The 15,441-nt window shown below is 49.3% G+C and carries 14 protein-coding genes; 12 read left to right on the top strand and 2 right to left on the bottom strand.

Annotated features, from left to right (window positions below):
* The first annotated feature begins 249 nt into the window (after positions 1-249).
* A complete protein-coding gene (locus IEX60_RS01685; RefSeq protein WP_188746748.1) occupies positions 250-804 on the top strand; it encodes a hypothetical protein in 555 nt (184 codons plus the stop codon).
* 41 nt (positions 805-845) lie between these two features.
* Here the strand turns inward: IEX60_RS01685 and IEX60_RS01680 are convergent, their stop codons facing one another.
* A complete protein-coding gene (locus IEX60_RS01680) occupies positions 846-1,736 on the bottom strand; it encodes a helix-turn-helix domain-containing protein (protein ID WP_188746746.1) in 891 nt (296 codons plus the stop codon).
* Between the two features lie 287 nt (positions 1,737-2,023).
* Between IEX60_RS01680 and IEX60_RS01675 the strand changes: the two genes are divergently transcribed.
* The 11 genes from IEX60_RS01675 to IEX60_RS01625 all read left to right on the top strand — a co-directional run bounded on the left by IEX60_RS01675 (position 2,024) and on the right by IEX60_RS01625 (position 13,393).
* The gene (locus IEX60_RS01675; protein ID WP_188746744.1) at positions 2,024-4,969 is read left to right on the top strand and encodes a SusC/RagA family TonB-linked outer membrane protein; all 2,946 of its coding nucleotides are present in this window, start codon (positions 2,024-2,026) and stop codon (positions 4,967-4,969) included.
* A 10-nt stretch (positions 4,970-4,979) separates the two neighbouring features.
* A complete protein-coding gene (locus IEX60_RS01670; RefSeq protein ID WP_188746742.1) occupies positions 4,980-6,617 on the top strand; it encodes a RagB/SusD family nutrient uptake outer membrane protein in 1,638 nt (545 codons plus the stop codon).
* Between the two features lie 37 nt (positions 6,618-6,654).
* A complete protein-coding gene (locus tag IEX60_RS01665; protein ID WP_188746740.1) occupies positions 6,655-7,938 on the top strand; it encodes a sialidase family protein in 1,284 nt (427 codons plus the stop codon).
* A complete protein-coding gene (locus tag IEX60_RS01660) occupies positions 7,935-8,936 on the top strand; it encodes a bile acid:sodium symporter family protein (protein WP_188746738.1) in 1,002 nt (333 codons plus the stop codon). The genes IEX60_RS01665 and IEX60_RS01660 overlap by 4 nt, the downstream gene beginning before the upstream one ends.
* Positions 8,936-10,018, top strand: coding sequence for a phosphotransferase family protein (locus IEX60_RS01655; RefSeq protein WP_188746737.1), 1,083 nt, complete (start codon positions 8,936-8,938; stop codon positions 10,016-10,018). Before IEX60_RS01660 ends, IEX60_RS01655 begins: the two co-directional genes overlap by 1 nt.
* Positions 10,015-10,767, top strand: a complete 753-nt coding sequence (locus IEX60_RS01650; protein WP_188746734.1) for an HpcH/HpaI aldolase family protein — start codon at positions 10,015-10,017, stop codon at positions 10,765-10,767. The genes IEX60_RS01655 and IEX60_RS01650 overlap by 4 nt, the downstream gene beginning before the upstream one ends.
* Before the next feature lie 7 nt (positions 10,768-10,774).
* Positions 10,775-10,954 carry a hypothetical protein gene (locus tag IEX60_RS01645; RefSeq protein ID WP_188746732.1) on the top strand — a complete coding sequence of 60 codons (180 nt, stop codon included), beginning with the start codon at positions 10,775-10,777 and terminating at the stop codon, positions 10,952-10,954.
* A gap of 71 nt (positions 10,955-11,025) precedes the next feature.
* The gene (locus IEX60_RS01640; protein ID WP_188746730.1) at positions 11,026-11,370 is read left to right on the top strand and encodes a YciI family protein; all 345 of its coding nucleotides are present in this window, start codon (positions 11,026-11,028) and stop codon (positions 11,368-11,370) included.
* Positions 11,371-11,377: 7 nt separating this feature from the next.
* Positions 11,378-12,631 carry an RNA polymerase sigma factor gene (locus IEX60_RS01635; protein ID WP_188746728.1) on the top strand — a complete coding sequence of 418 codons (1,254 nt, stop codon included), beginning with the start codon at positions 11,378-11,380 and terminating at the stop codon, positions 12,629-12,631.
* A 98-nt stretch (positions 12,632-12,729) separates the two neighbouring features.
* Positions 12,730-12,942 carry a hypervirulence associated TUDOR domain-containing protein gene (locus tag IEX60_RS01630; protein ID WP_188746725.1) on the top strand — a complete coding sequence of 71 codons (213 nt, stop codon included), beginning with the start codon at positions 12,730-12,732 and terminating at the stop codon, positions 12,940-12,942.
* A 145-nt stretch (positions 12,943-13,087) separates the two neighbouring features.
* A complete protein-coding gene (locus tag IEX60_RS01625; protein ID WP_229717351.1) occupies positions 13,088-13,393 on the top strand; it encodes a DMT family transporter in 306 nt (101 codons plus the stop codon).
* Positions 13,394-13,494: 101 nt separating this feature from the next.
* On the opposite strand, the gene IEX60_RS01620 is transcribed toward IEX60_RS01625, so the two are convergent.
* A complete protein-coding gene (locus IEX60_RS01620; RefSeq protein WP_188746723.1) occupies positions 13,495-15,366 on the bottom strand; it encodes a tetratricopeptide repeat-containing sensor histidine kinase in 1,872 nt (623 codons plus the stop codon).
* Positions 15,367-15,441 lie beyond the last annotated feature (75 nt).

Genomic DNA, 15,441 nt, shown 5'->3' with positions numbered 1-15,441 from the left:
CGCTAATTTACAGTATAAAATAGAAAGTTACCTGTCCGCTTTGTGCGCAAGCGTACACCCACTGTCCGCTATCGAACAGCTCACATTCCCGCGAAAAAAATATTCCACTGTTTATCAGAACCTTACAGATTTGGTACAAAAATGTAATATGGATTGGCACGATGGCAACGATCAGCTTGGGGACGCCCGACGGAACGAAGCCACATGAATTAAGAAAAAACAGAAACAATAATTGTAAAAAAAGACATCATGAAAACGCTTGTAATTATCGCACTCTTTGCCACCGCCAACCTAGGAACTACTCTTTTTGCCCATCCGCTCAAAGCCCCCACGGCTATCCACGCGGACGACTTCAAATCAAAGATCGCCTTCCACCAAAACAACATCAGTATATTGTGGAACCAATACGACCTATCGGTTCAACGGATCCGTAACAGTGCCGGCAGCCATGCAGAACTTGAGCGCGACGAAGCTTACTTCGTAGCCGTATACCAAAAAGATATTGACAACAACATCCGTGTGGAAGAAAGCAAAAAGATCATTGCCGAAATCAAGGCAAAGTACATCAAGGAACACGAACAGCGGTCGGCTCAAGAAGCACGCCGCATGGCCACCCTACAAACCCAGTTAAAGAACGCACTAGAACGCGAAGCCAATGCATTGAGCAAAACCAAAGAAGCCTATGCGGGTCTGACAGCTATTCCCGCCGCATTCTCGGAAGTGGAAAATTACGTAAATGAATCGATTGAGCGTGCGGACCTGCTCCTTGCCGATTCCCCCGAAACCACCATTGCGGTCCGCTGAGCGGCCGGATACCATTGACAAGCCCCCGAAAGATAGTGAGGCTACATCTTACGGCAATATGTTTCCAACGCATATTGCCGTTTGTATTCAACAGGTGTGCAGCCGACGATATTCCTGAAGTGACGGAAAAAATTAGATCGGTTGCTGAAACCACATTCAAAACAGATTGCCTCGGTGGTGTAATGCTGGTCTTCGATCAGCATCCGTTTGGCATGGCTAATCCGCACTTCGATCAAAAAATCCTTGAATGTTTTCTTGGTCATCATTTTGAAATACCGGCAAAAAGATGTTACGCTTAAATGTGCCACGGAAGCGATCTCCGGAAGCGTAATCTCTTCCCGGTATCGCGCGAGGATATAGTGGTATACCTCATTGATGCGCCCTGCTTCCTCCCGATTCACATGATGTGTAGTCCATCCCGTTGCGATTTGGGTCAATTCATCGCTGTTCGCCAGGATATGTACCATGTTCATAATTAATATCAGGCGATCCAGCCCTTCAACTGAAACCGATTTACGCATTAAGTCTACCACCTGTTTCTTGGTTTTTCCGTGCACCACAAACCCATACTTTGCACGCTCGAATAATGCGTGTACAGCAGCCGACTCCCGCTTAAGCATGAAATCTTTTCCCATAAAGTCAGGAAGAAACTGTACGACGATTGCCTCCGCGGTGACATCGGGGTTTCCGAGAAAATACTTCCGGGTGCACCGCCACATGTGTGTAAGATTTTCGCCGAGTAATAGTAATTCACCCGCAGCAAAACTGCTGATGTTATCACCCACAAAACGTACCCCCTCACCCCTGATGATGTAATGCAACTCCAGTTCGGGGTGATAATGCCATACCGTACCCAGATTGGGCAGCGTATGTTGCCTGCATAGATAAGGATATTCCGCGTTGCGCGGCACCAAATGGAAGTGCGGTTTCATACTTACTGGTTAATTGGACTCATACAATGATATGGAAAAGTGTATACATATACAAATGTGCCTTTCGCGGACTCCGCAGATTCAAACCGCATTCAAAATACTGTTTAACAGCTATTTAACAAATAAAATCAAGTCAATTAATCCGCATTTCAACCAACAAAAATGATAAATCGGTATACACAGTTGCTAATCGGGTGAACAGGAGTGCGCCTCTTTCGGTAGATATTTGCAACCGTGTAATCCCATTTATTGGGAGCCGTTTGACTGAAAAACCAATATAGACAGATATGAAAAAAATGCACTTATTCTTTTTTCTCGCAACGCTCATCCCCCTGAGTGTTCTATCCCAGCAACCATCACGTACGGTTTCGGGTACCGTAATTGGCCCCGAAGGTCCTTTGGCTGGTGTATCCGTATCGACGAAGAGGGCGGGGCGTCAAGTTGCTACCGATCCATCTGGCCATTACTCCATTACTGTCATGGAATCGGATACGCTAGTTTTCAGCAATGTGGGCTATGAAACGTTACAACTGCCTACCGCCAATCTTCATACGGTTGATGCAACCCTTATACTGAGTACCGCCTCGCTCGATGAAGTTGTGGTGGTTGGCTATGGAACGCAGACACGTCGTAATGTAACCGGGTCGGTGATTAAGGTAGATATGAAACAGACAGAAAATCTGCCCAACACCAACGTCACTCAATCTCTGCGCGGCAGGGTGGCGGGGGTACAGTTTATTGACAATGGCCGGCCAGGGCAGAACGGCTCCATCTTAATCCGGGGCCCGCGGTCCCTGAGCGGCGGCAACAATCCACTCATTGTGCTTGATGGAATCTTTTTCAACGGCAGTCTTGCCGAAATCAATCCGAATGACATCGAATCGATGGAGATTCTGAAAGATGCCAGCGCAGCAGCCATCTACGGTTCCCGTGCTGCCAACGGTGTGATCTTAATCACATCAAAACGGGGTACAACAGAGAAACCGACCATTCGACTGAATGCGTTTGCAGGCATAGCAGACCGTGCTTACAAAGTGAAACTTCTTACTCCCGAACGTTATATTCAACGGAAGATTGATTACAATAAGGCAGTTGGATTACCCTATGAAAATATATCGGATTTGCTTCATCCATCTGAGCTGGCAAACTACGAAAGCGGCCATGTAGTTGATCACTGGAATATCGTCTCCCAAAACAGTAACATCGGTTCCTATGACTTGAGTGTATCTGGCAACACCAAGCGGACAAATTACCTATTGTCATCTGCGTTAGTCAACGAAAAAGGGTTATATCTAAACGATAACATGAAACGGGTATCGGTCCGATCTAATCTCGAAACAGCAATAACCGATTGGCTGAAAGTAGGAGTCAATAGCATATATTCCTGGCGGGATTATTCTGGATTGGAACCCGCACAGGCCAGCAACATAGGTCCCTATTCAACGCCATTCTATCCAGACGGCGAACCTACCCTGAATTTATTGCCCGAAGATCAGACCAATCAAAGTAATCCGGTAAGGCGCTCGATTCTTACCACTAATGAAGAAATATGGAACAACATCTTCGCAAATCTATATGCGGTTGTCGATATCCCATTTATTGACGGATTGTCTTATCGATTAAATTACTCGCCAAATATTCGTTGGCGTCACAATTACAACTTTATGAGGCAGGATAAACACATCGCCGCCAATACCACATCGGCAGACAAGTTCAATCAGAATGATTTTGATTGGGTACTGGAAAATATCCTTACCTACACAAAACAAATCAACCAAGACCACCAGTTTGATATTACGCTCATGTATGGTACAAACCATACCAAGTGGGAATCTACGACAGCAACTGCAAGTGAACTTTCTACGGATGTCTTAGGTTGGAATAACCTCAATTTAGGAGCTGTTTTAACTAATAGCTCAGCGGCCGAAAAGACCGACGGCGTTTCTTCCATGGCCCGTTTGAATTACCAATTTAAGCGTCGCTATCTGATCACATTAACCGCGCGGCGAGATGGAAGTTCTGTTTTTGCCGCTAACAACAAATATGCGACTTTCCCATCCGCGGCTCTCGGATGGATTGTATCTGATGAACCGTTTATGGCAAATGCTAAGGGGATTGACCTATTGAAACTTCGGGTTTCATACGGCGCGGTGGGAAACCAAGCAATCAGCCCCTATCAGTCTCTTGGTCGATCCGGCATGAATCGGTATGTCTTTGGAGATGGTGGGAGTTCCTTAGTGGGTATTTATCCTTCGGGTATGGGTAATGATAACCTCAAGTGGGAAACCACATATACATTTAATACTGCCTTGGATGTCGAACTGCTCCGTCAGCGCTTAGGAGGGTCTGTCGAGGTGTACCAAACCAGAACCAACGATTTATTGGTTTGGCGGGCACTTCCACAGATGACGGGTGTAAGTGGTGTTTGGACAAACATCGGGGCTACCGGCAACCGGGGCGTAGAAGTATCCATCAATTCGGTTAATTTGAAATCTGCACAGTTCGAATGGAGCACCCAGGCTGTGTATTCGCACAACCGGAACAAGATCATCAGTCTATATGGGCCTAATTCGGAAGGAAAAGAAGAAGATGATCTCGGCAACAGATGGTTTATCGGAAAACCGATTAATGTAGCATACGATTATGTATTTGATGGAATTTATCAAGAAGGTGATGAAATACCCACCAACAGTAAACCGGGATGGGTTCGTTTAAAAGACCTGGATGGCAACGGCATCATTGAACCGACTGGCGATCGGACAATCGTTGGTCAAACCGGACAACCCAAATACCGATGGGGGCTTACCAATACGTTCCGTTACAAAGGATTCACGTTGTCTGCTTTCGTCAACGCAATGCATGGATGGATCGCTTCGATAGACTTAGATCCGGGTATCCATACACACCGCAATTATAACCGCATAGATGCCGGATGGTGGACTCCAGAAAACAAATCAACTAGCAGCCCATCGGTAACCTACCTCAATCCGTTGGGTCATGCGTACTACCGAAGTCGAAGCTTTGTCCGCATTCAGGACGTCTCATTTGCTTACGACTTTTCGGGAGCCCGATTCTTGGACAAACTCAACTTAAATACGTTGCGCGTGTACGTAAGCGGAAAAAACCTATACACCTTTACAGACTGGCCCGGAGCCGATCCAGAAAGTGGAGCAAACCAAAACGGGATACCCGCTTCCCGTACATTCACACTTGGAATTAATGTTGCATTGTAAAAAAAATGCCATGAAAACGACACTATATACACTTTTTATTACGTGGATCTTCCTATCTTGTAACAACGATTTGCTTCGGGAGGATCCCCTGATTCTCAATTCGGACAACGTCCTTGTATCCAAACAAGGATTTCAGAATTACATCACTGCATTGCATTACGGTGCACGGGATGAATTAGTAAAATACGATTACCTACCTTGGTATATGAATCTGCAAGTGGGCACGGATGTGATCAATAATGGGGAAAAAGCAACTCCCAATTTCAAAAACTGGGAAACCTTCCTGACACCGGTCGCTGCATGTGTGGAGCGCTATTGGCATTGGGCCTATGCCGATATGCTGCCCCGTGCAAACGCCGTCATTGTATATGCGAATAAAGTAGAAAACGAAGGCATTTGGGATAATGAAGCAGAAAAAAATGCGGTGATTGCAGAAGCTAAATTTTTCAGAGCGTATGTACATAATTTACTTGCTAACTTGTATGGAGGCGTACCGATAGTTGATACCATCTTTTCAGGTCCGAAAGTAGATTTCGTACGGAATTCTAGAAAGGAAGTATATGAATTTGCAAAAGAAGATCTTGAATTTGCAACCCAATGGCTCCCACCAACGGTCAGCAAAGAAAATGAAGGAAGGATCGTAAAAGCAGCAGCAGACCATCTTTTGACGGAAGTTTATCTCAGTTTGGAGCAATACGACCAAGCCATAGAAAGCGCCTCCCGGATTATCAATTCGGGCCTTTATAAGCTGATGACGGAACGGTTTGGTGTTGACGCCGACAAACCCGGAGATGTGTTCTCAGATCTATTCAAGACTGGTAATCATAACCGCAGTTCAGGAAATATGGAATCGATTTACGTTTGGCAATTCGAAGATCAAATACCCGGAGGATATTCTACGACATTTCAAGGTGGAAACCCCACGCTTCGATATTGGGTTCCGTTTTATGTCAACGTAAAGGATCCAGATGGAAAACCAGGCATGATCGTAGCGGATAGTCTAGGCCGCGGGGTCGGACTATGCCGGCCCACCAATTACTTCTTATATGATCTTTGGAAAGATAATTGGGATAACGACATGCGCAATTCGTCCTATAACATCCGGAGAACCTATTATTATAACAATCCAGCATCCGCCTACTTTGGTCAGCAGGTGAAAAAAGAACACATACAAAATCAGGATACCTTCCAGATGATCTATCCAACTATACGGAAAGTAGAAGGTAAAATCGGATGGTTGGGCAGGGATAATCCGGTGCGGGCCGGTTTGACGAGCTCAGATTTCATCGTATACCGCTTGGCCGAAACTTACCTATTACGTGCGGAAGCCTACCTGAAAAAGGGTGATCTACTCTCGGCTGCTGCGGATATCAATCAGGTACGTGTACGCGCCCATGCCAAGCCTGTTGAACCTGGAGAAGTCGATTTAGATTACATCCTGGATGAAAGAGCCCGCGAGCTGATTGCAGAAGAACCCCGGCACCGCACACTCGTACGTACCGGCAAATTGGTAGAGCGTGTTAGGAAACATGCTATGCTGGATGAAACACGCACAACCATACAGGATCACCATGAATTTTGGCCAATCCCACAGGTGGCAATCGACGCCAATATCGGTGCTAAACTCGAACAAAACCCCGGTTACTAATAGAGGCAATACAAAACAATAAAATAACTATTTTCCCATGAAGAAACCCCTTTTTTATATACTATTGGCTGTAATCGCCCTACCTGTGATGTCGCAAGACAAAAAACATATCCGCCCTATTCCAGGTAAAAAGCACGAAGTTAAGTTTCAGAAAATGGGACCGGAAGAAATCAAAACGTATGAAACCAAGCTCATGCGACAGGTTGCGGACCTCGCTCTGATACCACCCAGAATCAACACTTCGCCACTTCCCGAATATGATTATGATACGCAACACTATGTGATGTCGCTTACGATGGAACGAACAACTAAAGGCCGTATTTGGCTCGCATGGATAGGCGAATGCGACTGCCCAAGCTCTTATTTGTTGGCAGCCACCAGTGACGATAATGGTGAAACCTGGTCCAAGCCGCGTTTGGTTATTGACGGGCGCTCTTCATCGATACCCATCCAAAGAACCGTTATCATTGGCAATTTCTGGACAGATCCATCCGGAAAACTTTGGTTATTCTTTGATCAGACCATGAATCATTTCGATGGTAGAGGTGGGCTTTGGGCAATTGTTTGTGAGAATCCGGACGATGAACACCCAGTATGGTCCGAACCCAAGCGCATTTCGCACGGCGCGATGCTTAATAAGCCTACAGTACTGTCAACAGGTGAATGGGTATTGCCATCTTACCTGTTGCAGAATGAAGGGTTCGGTCCTTTTAAGGGCACGTTTCCCGAATTGGATCCCTACCGGGGCGTAAACGTGCTGGTATCTACGGACCAAGGAAAAAACTGGGAATTGCGGGGTATACGCACGTTCTCCAACCCGGATTGGCATGAAGCAATGATAGTGGAAAAGAAGGACGGCAAACTGTGGATGATGACACGGACACGAAAGGGGATCATGGAATCGTTTTCTGGAGATAAAGGGTTTACTTGGTCAGAACCCTCTTTTACAGCAGCCGAGATTCAACATCCAAGTTCCCGGTTTTTCTTTCGGCGGTTGAAGTCCGGACGCATTCTCTTGATTAAAAATGGCAAAGAATTGCATAAAAATGAAGGACGAAACTATTTCAGTGCGTGGCTCTCAGACGACGATGGCCAAACATGGAAAGGCGGACTAGTCATAGATGATCGGGAAAATGTCACTTATCCCGATGGGTTTCAAGCGCCCGATGGCACTATTTATATTACCTATGATCACAACCGTGGCCCCGGCGAGATTGCATTGGCCAAATTTACCGAAGATGATATTCTAGCGAGCAGGATTATCAATCCGCAATCCAAATTGAAAATGACCGCTGTTCGACCACTCACAAAAAAGAAATGATCACAGAAATTTTTCCACCCCTATTAATCGTTTTCTTCATCGTCCTGGCCATCGCCTTTCAACGGTATCCGAAGCTTAAGGGTTTCAGCTACACGATGGTCATCCTCGCCAGCTTTACGGCGGCGGTCAGCTACCCGCAGTACTTCACCAAATGGGGCAGCTTTGACCTGTCCGCCCTTATTACACCTTCCATACAGTTGATCATGTTCGGTATGGGTACCACGATGGGTATAGCCGACTTCGTTGGCGTGGTCAAGACCCCAAAAGGGGTATTCATCGGTGTGGTCAGCCATTTTATCATCATGCCGCTGCTGGGTTTTACACTGGCCAGTTTCAGCGGGTTCGAGCCGGAAATCGCCGCAGGCATTATCCTCATCGGCTGCTCGCCCAATGGGATGGCGTCCAATGTCATTTCTTATTTAGCAAGGGCCAATGTTGCACTATCTATCACCATTACCGCCGTTTCTACAATGCTTTCTCCATTTGTTACCCCGTTCCTGATGAAGGCGCTCGCTGGCGCATTTATCGAGATCAATGCGTGGGAAATGATGTGGGATATTATGAAAATGGTCATCCTGCCCATTGCGGCCGGGTTGCTGTTCAACCGGCTTTTCCACGGCAAGGTAGTATGGCTGGACCGTGTGATGCCCTACGTCTCGATGTTTGGCATCGCCTTCTCCATTGTGGTCATCGCCGCGGCGGGCCGTGACAACCTGTTTTCCATTGGTCCGCTTCTGCTTTGCCTCGTCCTCGTACATAACCTCTCCGGTTATTTCCTCGGCTATTGGTCGGCCCGGCTGTTTAAAATGAGCGAGCGCGATTGCCGTACCGTGGCCATCGAAGTAGGCATGCAAAATGGCGGACTGGCATCGGGGATTGCCAAAGAAATGGGCAAACTCGCAACCATCGGATTGGCACCTGCCATCTTTGGACCATTAATGAACATCACCGGATCCATATTAGCATCGTGGTGGCACCGCAAAACACCAAAAGATTGATGGCAGGGCGCAGGGATATTTATTACTGGAAGTCTGATCGGATATTCGCTTCCGGGAACACACGCAATACCGATACCACACCGCTGGACCAACTCGGTGGGCAGGTGGCGGATTACCTGTCAACTCATTTCAAAACGGGCCTCATGAACGTAACGCCAGCTCATGGGCAGGGAAATCACATCACATTTACGGCTACTTATCCCGATGGTGACTACTTTATCCGGTTGGAATATGGCTCGGAACGCGATAACTACATGGCCATCGAGTCAGAAGTCATGGCAAGGGTCCGAGCATTGCATGTGCCCTGCCCCGCGATCTATCTCACGGATGTATCGCGTACCGCGGTGCCCTTTGCCATCCAGGTGATGGAATTGATCAACTGTCGCGACCTGAACCATCAAAGCCATGGCGATGGCCTCGATACTCTTGGCATCGCCCATGAAATCGGCCGGTATATTGGTCAGTGGCAGGCCCTAACGCCTGAAAAGTTCGGCTTGTTTGATGTGGAAACCTTCCTATCCGCCGGTCACCTCCAAGGGTACCATGCCAGCTATCGCGATTATTTCCTACTGAACCTCGAAGAGCACCTGGGCTTCCTCGTAACGACCGAGTTCATCAACCCGTCAACAAGACAACACATCCAGGGGTTAGTAGCTGACCATGCCTCGCTGCTTGAGCTCGACCGGGGATGCCTGGTGCATAAAGACCTTGCCTTCTGGAACATACTGAGTGACGGCCAACGAATCTGTGCATTTATCGATTGGGACGACGCCATCAGCGGTGATCCTACGGATGACCTGTCTCTCCTGGCTTGTTTTCATACCGGTGCAATGGTATCTGCTGCCATCCGTGGCTATGTGGAGGAGCGCCCGTTACCGGATCATTTTGAAAAACGGTTTTGGCTGCATTTGCTACGCAATATGATCTTCAAGGCGGTCATCCGTGTGCGGGGCAATTACTTCGACATGCCGGACGACTTCTTTATGAATAACGGCACTCATGACCTGAAGCACTTTACGCTGGCACGCATTCACAGCGCCTGTGAGGGCCTGCAGCATAAAAAAGATATTTCGACGCTATGAGTACAACACACATACGGGAGCATGCCTTCTCCCTTGGAACATGGATCAGCACCGGCTCGCCCGTGGTAGCTGAATTAGCCAGCCAATATGCGTTTGATTGGATACTGATCGACTTCGAGCACGGTGCCACGTCGGATGCATCGATGCCGGAGATTCTGCGGAGTGTTTCCCATCGTCCGCCCGCAGTCATTGTACGCGTACCGGAATTGCTGCCATCGCTGATTGCCCGCGCGCTGGACTGGGGTGCCGATGGCATTATGCTGCCCCATGTCCGTTCCGCACAGGAGGCAGCTCAATGCGTGCAGGCGATGCGGTATCCACCAGATGGGTGTCGCGGCTACTCTTCTTCGGTAAGAGCTTACGGTTATGGCACGGTCCCTCCCGCCGACCCAGCCAAGGTACATCCCCTGTTGTTTGCGCAGATCGAAGATTTAGCAGGCGTAAACCAGAGTGAGGCCATCGCGGCGGTAAACGGGGTGGATGTACTGTTCGTAGGTCCTGCCGATCTCAAGCTTGCGCTGGCAAACGAGACGGTGCCTGAGAAGCCAACGTTTGACGATGCGCTCCACCGCGTGGCAGCCGCCGCTGCCAAGCATGGCAAACGGGCCGGTATCCTGCTCAGGGACCATCTACAGGTTGACACCCTGCTAACACTGAGGTATTCCTGCATTGCCGTCGATTCCGACCTGGCATTGCTGCGGCAGGGCTACGAGCGGCTTATCCGAAACTTCGGCCATCAGGAAGATTGAATAACCAATGACCGTACCGTCAGCGTTTCACGGCGGTACGGTATCGTTTGCCGATCGTTCCATCTTCGGATTGCTCCCTTACGGTGGAGCTACGCGGTTTATCCAGATGATAAAACCACAAAGTGCGCTGACGCCTTATTTTCAGAACAGATTAAATCGCGTATCTTGCTGCGGAGACATATTTTAAAAATTTGTCCCCAAAAGCAGGCACCGGTTGTCTCAGGTATAAACAAAAAATAAAAACAAAATTATTTTGCAATGAAAGAATTTTTGATGTTGATCCGCGAAGACGCCAACTACGACGAGTTATCGGCGGAAGAAATGCAAGCCTGTATCGAGAAACATTACCGTTGGGTGGAAGAGCTCAGGGAAAAAGGGCAATTTAAGGAAGCACAGCCGCTGGAAGCCGGTGGTGCCCACATCCGTGGCAAGCAGCGCATCGTATCCGACGGCCCCTTCCTGGAAGGCAAGGAATGCGTCAGCGGCTATTACATTCTCTTAGCCGAATCGTTGGAAGAAGCGATCGAGATTGCCAAGGGGAATCCCGATCTGGATTGGGACCGCGCGGTGGAAGTGCGCGAAATCATGCCGATGGAAGACTGATCAACCCATGGACACTAGCGGACAACTTGCGGCGCACTTTTTCCGTGAACACTCGGGCAGGATGGTTGCATCCCTTGCCCGGGTGTATGGTATGGAGCACCTGGATACCATTCTCGATGCGGTACAGGATACGTTCGAAACTGCATTGACACACTGGCGTTACCACGGCCCTCCCGAACACCCGCGTGCATGGCTCTCACGGGTTGCCCGCAATAAGCTGATCAACGCGCTAAAGCGTACCTCGCGATACAGTCACGTGGACGAAATGGAAATACAGTTGCAGGGTGTCTCCGCTACCGATCCGGATCCCGTGCTGACAGATGAGGAAAGTACCGATGGCCAGATCCAATTGCTGGTTGCATGCTGCCATCCGGCACTTGGTGAGCGTGATCGCATCCTCATCACCCTGCACATTCTTTGTGGCTTTGGAATACCGGAACTGGCCAACGCCCTGCAAATGAAAACGGAAGCCGTTAAAAAAGCACTGCAGCGCAGCAAAGCACGGTTGCGGCAAAAAGCGCTCAAGCTGGGCCGGCAGGCACTTACGGACGCCGCCCGGCAGTCGACCACCGTCTGCATGATCCTTTACCTCCTATTTAACGAAGGCTATAAAGCCACACGCGATACCAAAGGCATTGACTCTGACCTCTGCTATGAAGCCCTTCGCCTTGCCAGGTTATTGCGGTCCGTAGCCCCTCCCCAAGCGGAAGTGGACGCACTCCTGGCGTTGATGTTTTTCGGTGTTGCCCGCTTCCCCGCACGGCTGGCAGCCTACGACGATTGGATTCCGCTGGAAGCGCAGAACCGTTCGCTGTGGGACCGGAAGCTGATCGCAGAAGGGTTCCACTACCTCGATCAGGCACGGCAAAGCGGGTGTGCGGGCAAGTACTACCTGGAAGCACTGATCGCCTCGCACCATTGTGCTGCCCCCCATTTCGAAGCGACCGACTGGAAGGCCATCCATCAGCTGTACCAATTGCTGGAAAGTCTTGAACCTGCCTCCACGCTCATCCGCCTGAACCGCATTATTGCCAAAAGCTATGCGCTGGGACCACTCCCGGTCATTGCGGAGCTGGAAACCATCGCAGCGGATGAAAACCCTGGAACCGCCTTTCTTCTTGCCGCTACGAAAGGTCATGTTTACGAGCGTGCGGGAAACACCGCCCGTGCGCTTACAGCTTATGAGGACGCCCTATCCCTTGCCCAGAACCCCTTGGATAGCCAACTGATCCGGAAACGGATGCAAACATTGAAAGATTGAAGTATATCCTTTTTAGTAACTTAGCCTCTTCAAAAGGTAACGTACATCGGGCATTCCCGCACGGTGATACCGTTGCAGGCAGTTAAAAAATCCGCATCATGTCCAAAAAATTTAAAGTTGGCGATAAAGTAAGCTGGAATTCAGAAGCTGGCCGCGTTTCGGGTACCATCATCCAGGTGCACACCGCAAATTTCAATTACAAAGGTTATACCCACCATGCCACCGAGGCAGATCCACAGTATGAAATCAAAAGCGACAAATCGGATCACATCGCTGCCCATAAAGGTTCGGCACTGACCAAAAAGAAGTAGGCATGGCAATTTCGCAGACGACCCGCGGCTGGATCAACGGGTTCATAGGTGTCGGCCTTTTCAGTGGTTCCCTGCCCGCTACGCGTGCTGCAGTACTCGACTTCCATCCGGTATTCCTCACGCTGGCCCGCGCCGGCATTGCGGGGTGCTCGCGCTAGCGGTGCTGTTGATTTCGGGTGAAAAGCGCCCTGCGCGAAACCACCTCTTTCCCCTGGTCGTCGTAGCCATCGGGGTGGTGGTGGGCTTTCCGTTGCTGAGTGCGCTGGCCTTACAGTACCGGGGGCTGGCACAGGGCGGCATCGCCTCGGTGGGTCAGTTGCAGCTGCTGCAGCCATTTTTCGGCCTGGCACTCGCGGCAACGTTGCTTCACGAACACGTAAGCCTTGGCATGCTAGCGGTTACCGTGGGTGTGATTGCCTGCGTATACGCATCAAAGAAATATGCCAGGTAAAATCAGTTGTTTATTCCTTTTAAATGCCCGTTATGCGGTTTGAATGAGAAATAGGAACCGCCGGCCGCCGTTGTTGAAGCAGAGGTAAAATGAAGAAACAATCAACGCGGCAGCTCAACGAAAAATGTGGTGCCCGGTGTTCCATCGGCATTACCTTCAAACCATATCCGGCCACCGTGCGCTTCCACAATTTGTTTGGAAATAGCCAATCCCAAACCAAACGGTTGCTCGCCTTCCGTACCCTGGCGGCGCGCATCGGTAAACATATCGAATACTTTGGTACGCAAGTGTTCCGGTATCCCGATACCTTGGTCTCTGACGGAAATAAGTACATGGTTCGGGTTAACCTCAAGCGATACAACAATCCGTTCGCCCGGTGAACTGAATTTGATGGCGTTTCCGATCAAGTTGTTAAAAACACGCCACAGCTTTTCGCGGTTGGCAACAATGAGAGACGGGTGGCTATGCAACGTGATTAGTTGGTTTTTTGCGGCTGCTTTAACCGCCATCTGGTCCACGCAATAATGAAGTAGCCGGTCCAGATCTACGGTATCCTTAGGCAGATCGTCGGGCCGTTCGTGCGTATGCAGGAGGTCGTTTACCAAATCGAGAGCGTCTGCTGCTGATTTGTGAACCAATTTAAGCATTTTTTGTTCGTTGATCGGCAGGTTGTCGGCCTCAAGCATCAACGATGCAGCGGAGCCGATTGCGCCGATGGGATTACGCAGATCGTGCGCCACAATACGCATCATCCGGCCGTTCTCTGCCTGGCTCTGCTCCAAGGCATTTAATGTGATCAGCATTTGCTGATTTTGTTCGACGATCTGCGCATTCAACCGCCGGGATATCTTCAGTGTCCGCCGAATGACCACACTAATGCCAATCGCCAGGACACACCCTACCACCGCCAATACTAGAAAAAACGTTTGGTACCTTGCTCTTTCCGCCAGCCGCTCAAATTGCTGCTCTTTGATGGCATAATCCAGGTAATCGATACCCGCACTATTGTCCAGTTGCTCCTGCTCATCAAACAGCGCAATCAGTAATTGGCCATAGCTTGCCGCTTCTTGTTGCTCGTTGCGCGATGTGTGTAGGTCAAACAATTTCCGGGCAAATAGCCGCCTGTAAAACAGATACTCATGATTCTTGGCGATTTCCAACCCGCGGCGATAATACGCAGCGGCCCGATCCGCATCATCCGGTACAAAATAGTCAGCTATTTCCACCAGCATATCCATACTAACATAGTAAAGCTGTTTCCGGATGGCTCGATTAATGACACTATCCCACAGCGCAATCCCCCCTTTCCGATCGCCTTGCTCGATCAACTCTTTCGCGATCAGGTGATCCAGCGCGATCAGCACGCGCGCGTCATTATACCGGCTTGCAATGGCTGTAGCCTCCCGGATGTACTGCCGTTTCTCCTCAAGCGGAATCTGCGTTGGAAACCACAACAGGTAATTATATATCACCAAAGACAGGATCGAATCGTTCGAAAGCTGATATCCGAGTTTGAGGGCCGACCTGAAATACTCAAGGGATCGTTGGTCTTTTCCCAGTTGTTTGTATACGCCACCAATGTTCATGGCAGTCTGCACTTGGTTGACCGAATCATCCAACCGGGTGTAGGCCAAGTTTGCATCGTTATAATACTTCAGCGCCAGCTGTTGGTTCCCTTTGATGTCGTATACCACTCCCAGGTTGTTAAGGGCATCTGCTTTCCCTTTGTCGTAATCCAGGCTGTCCGCCAACCGACGTGCACGTACGGTATAGTAAAAAGTGGTATCTGCACTTGTTTCATATGAAATCATCGCCAGGCGATTCAGCGCATCTACCAAGGCCTCGCTGTCCGCGATTCGTCCCAGTGACCGTTTTAAGCCGGCGGCTTCATCCACCTGCGCAGATACCACCTGAGCGCTGAGTAGGCATACGGCCATCCACATCCGCGTAAGACGTTTCCCATTGGTCTTCATCGGTATTATTGATGTACCACTAAGGTAACACAATTTTAGGAAACTAGATTATTCCACACCACATGCAATTGACTA

Origin of the sequence: Parapedobacter defluvii, from assembly GCF_014642075.1 — a bacterium.
GTDB lineage: Bacteria > Bacteroidota > Bacteroidia > Sphingobacteriales > Sphingobacteriaceae > Parapedobacter > Parapedobacter defluvii.
The sequence above is the reverse complement of the archived record's forward strand: the minus strand, read 5'-3'. Positions and strand labels throughout refer to the sequence as shown.

What these genes read in the sequence shown, in the direction of transcription:
- IEX60_RS01655 (WP_188746737.1), top strand. Translation starts at nt 8,936, where the DNA reads ATGGCAGGGCGCAGGGATATTTATTACTGGAAGTCTGATCGGATATTC.
- IEX60_RS01680 (WP_188746746.1), bottom strand. Translation starts at nt 1,736, where the DNA reads ATGAAACCGCACTTCCATTTGGTGCCGCGCAACGCGGAATATCCTTAT.
- IEX60_RS01640 (WP_188746730.1), top strand. Translation starts at nt 11,026, where the DNA reads ATGAAAGAATTTTTGATGTTGATCCGCGAAGACGCCAACTACGACGAG.
- IEX60_RS01635 (WP_188746728.1), top strand. Translation starts at nt 11,378, where the DNA reads ATGGACACTAGCGGACAACTTGCGGCGCACTTTTTCCGTGAACACTCG.
- IEX60_RS01650 (WP_188746734.1), top strand. Translation starts at nt 10,015, where the DNA reads ATGAGTACAACACACATACGGGAGCATGCCTTCTCCCTTGGAACATGG.
- IEX60_RS01630 (WP_188746725.1), top strand. Translation starts at nt 12,730, where the DNA reads ATGTCCAAAAAATTTAAAGTTGGCGATAAAGTAAGCTGGAATTCAGAA.
- IEX60_RS01665 (WP_188746740.1), top strand. Translation starts at nt 6,655, where the DNA reads ATGAAGAAACCCCTTTTTTATATACTATTGGCTGTAATCGCCCTACCT.
- IEX60_RS01670 (WP_188746742.1), top strand. Translation starts at nt 4,980, where the DNA reads ATGAAAACGACACTATATACACTTTTTATTACGTGGATCTTCCTATCT.
- IEX60_RS01685 (WP_188746748.1), top strand. Translation starts at nt 250, where the DNA reads ATGAAAACGCTTGTAATTATCGCACTCTTTGCCACCGCCAACCTAGGA.
- IEX60_RS01660 (WP_188746738.1), top strand. Translation starts at nt 7,935, where the DNA reads ATGATCACAGAAATTTTTCCACCCCTATTAATCGTTTTCTTCATCGTC.
- IEX60_RS01620 (WP_188746723.1), bottom strand. Translation starts at nt 15,366, where the DNA reads ATGAAGACCAATGGGAAACGTCTTACGCGGATGTGGATGGCCGTATGC.
- IEX60_RS01645 (WP_188746732.1), top strand. Translation starts at nt 10,775, where the DNA reads ATGACCGTACCGTCAGCGTTTCACGGCGGTACGGTATCGTTTGCCGAT.
- IEX60_RS01675 (WP_188746744.1), top strand. Translation starts at nt 2,024, where the DNA reads ATGAAAAAAATGCACTTATTCTTTTTTCTCGCAACGCTCATCCCCCTG.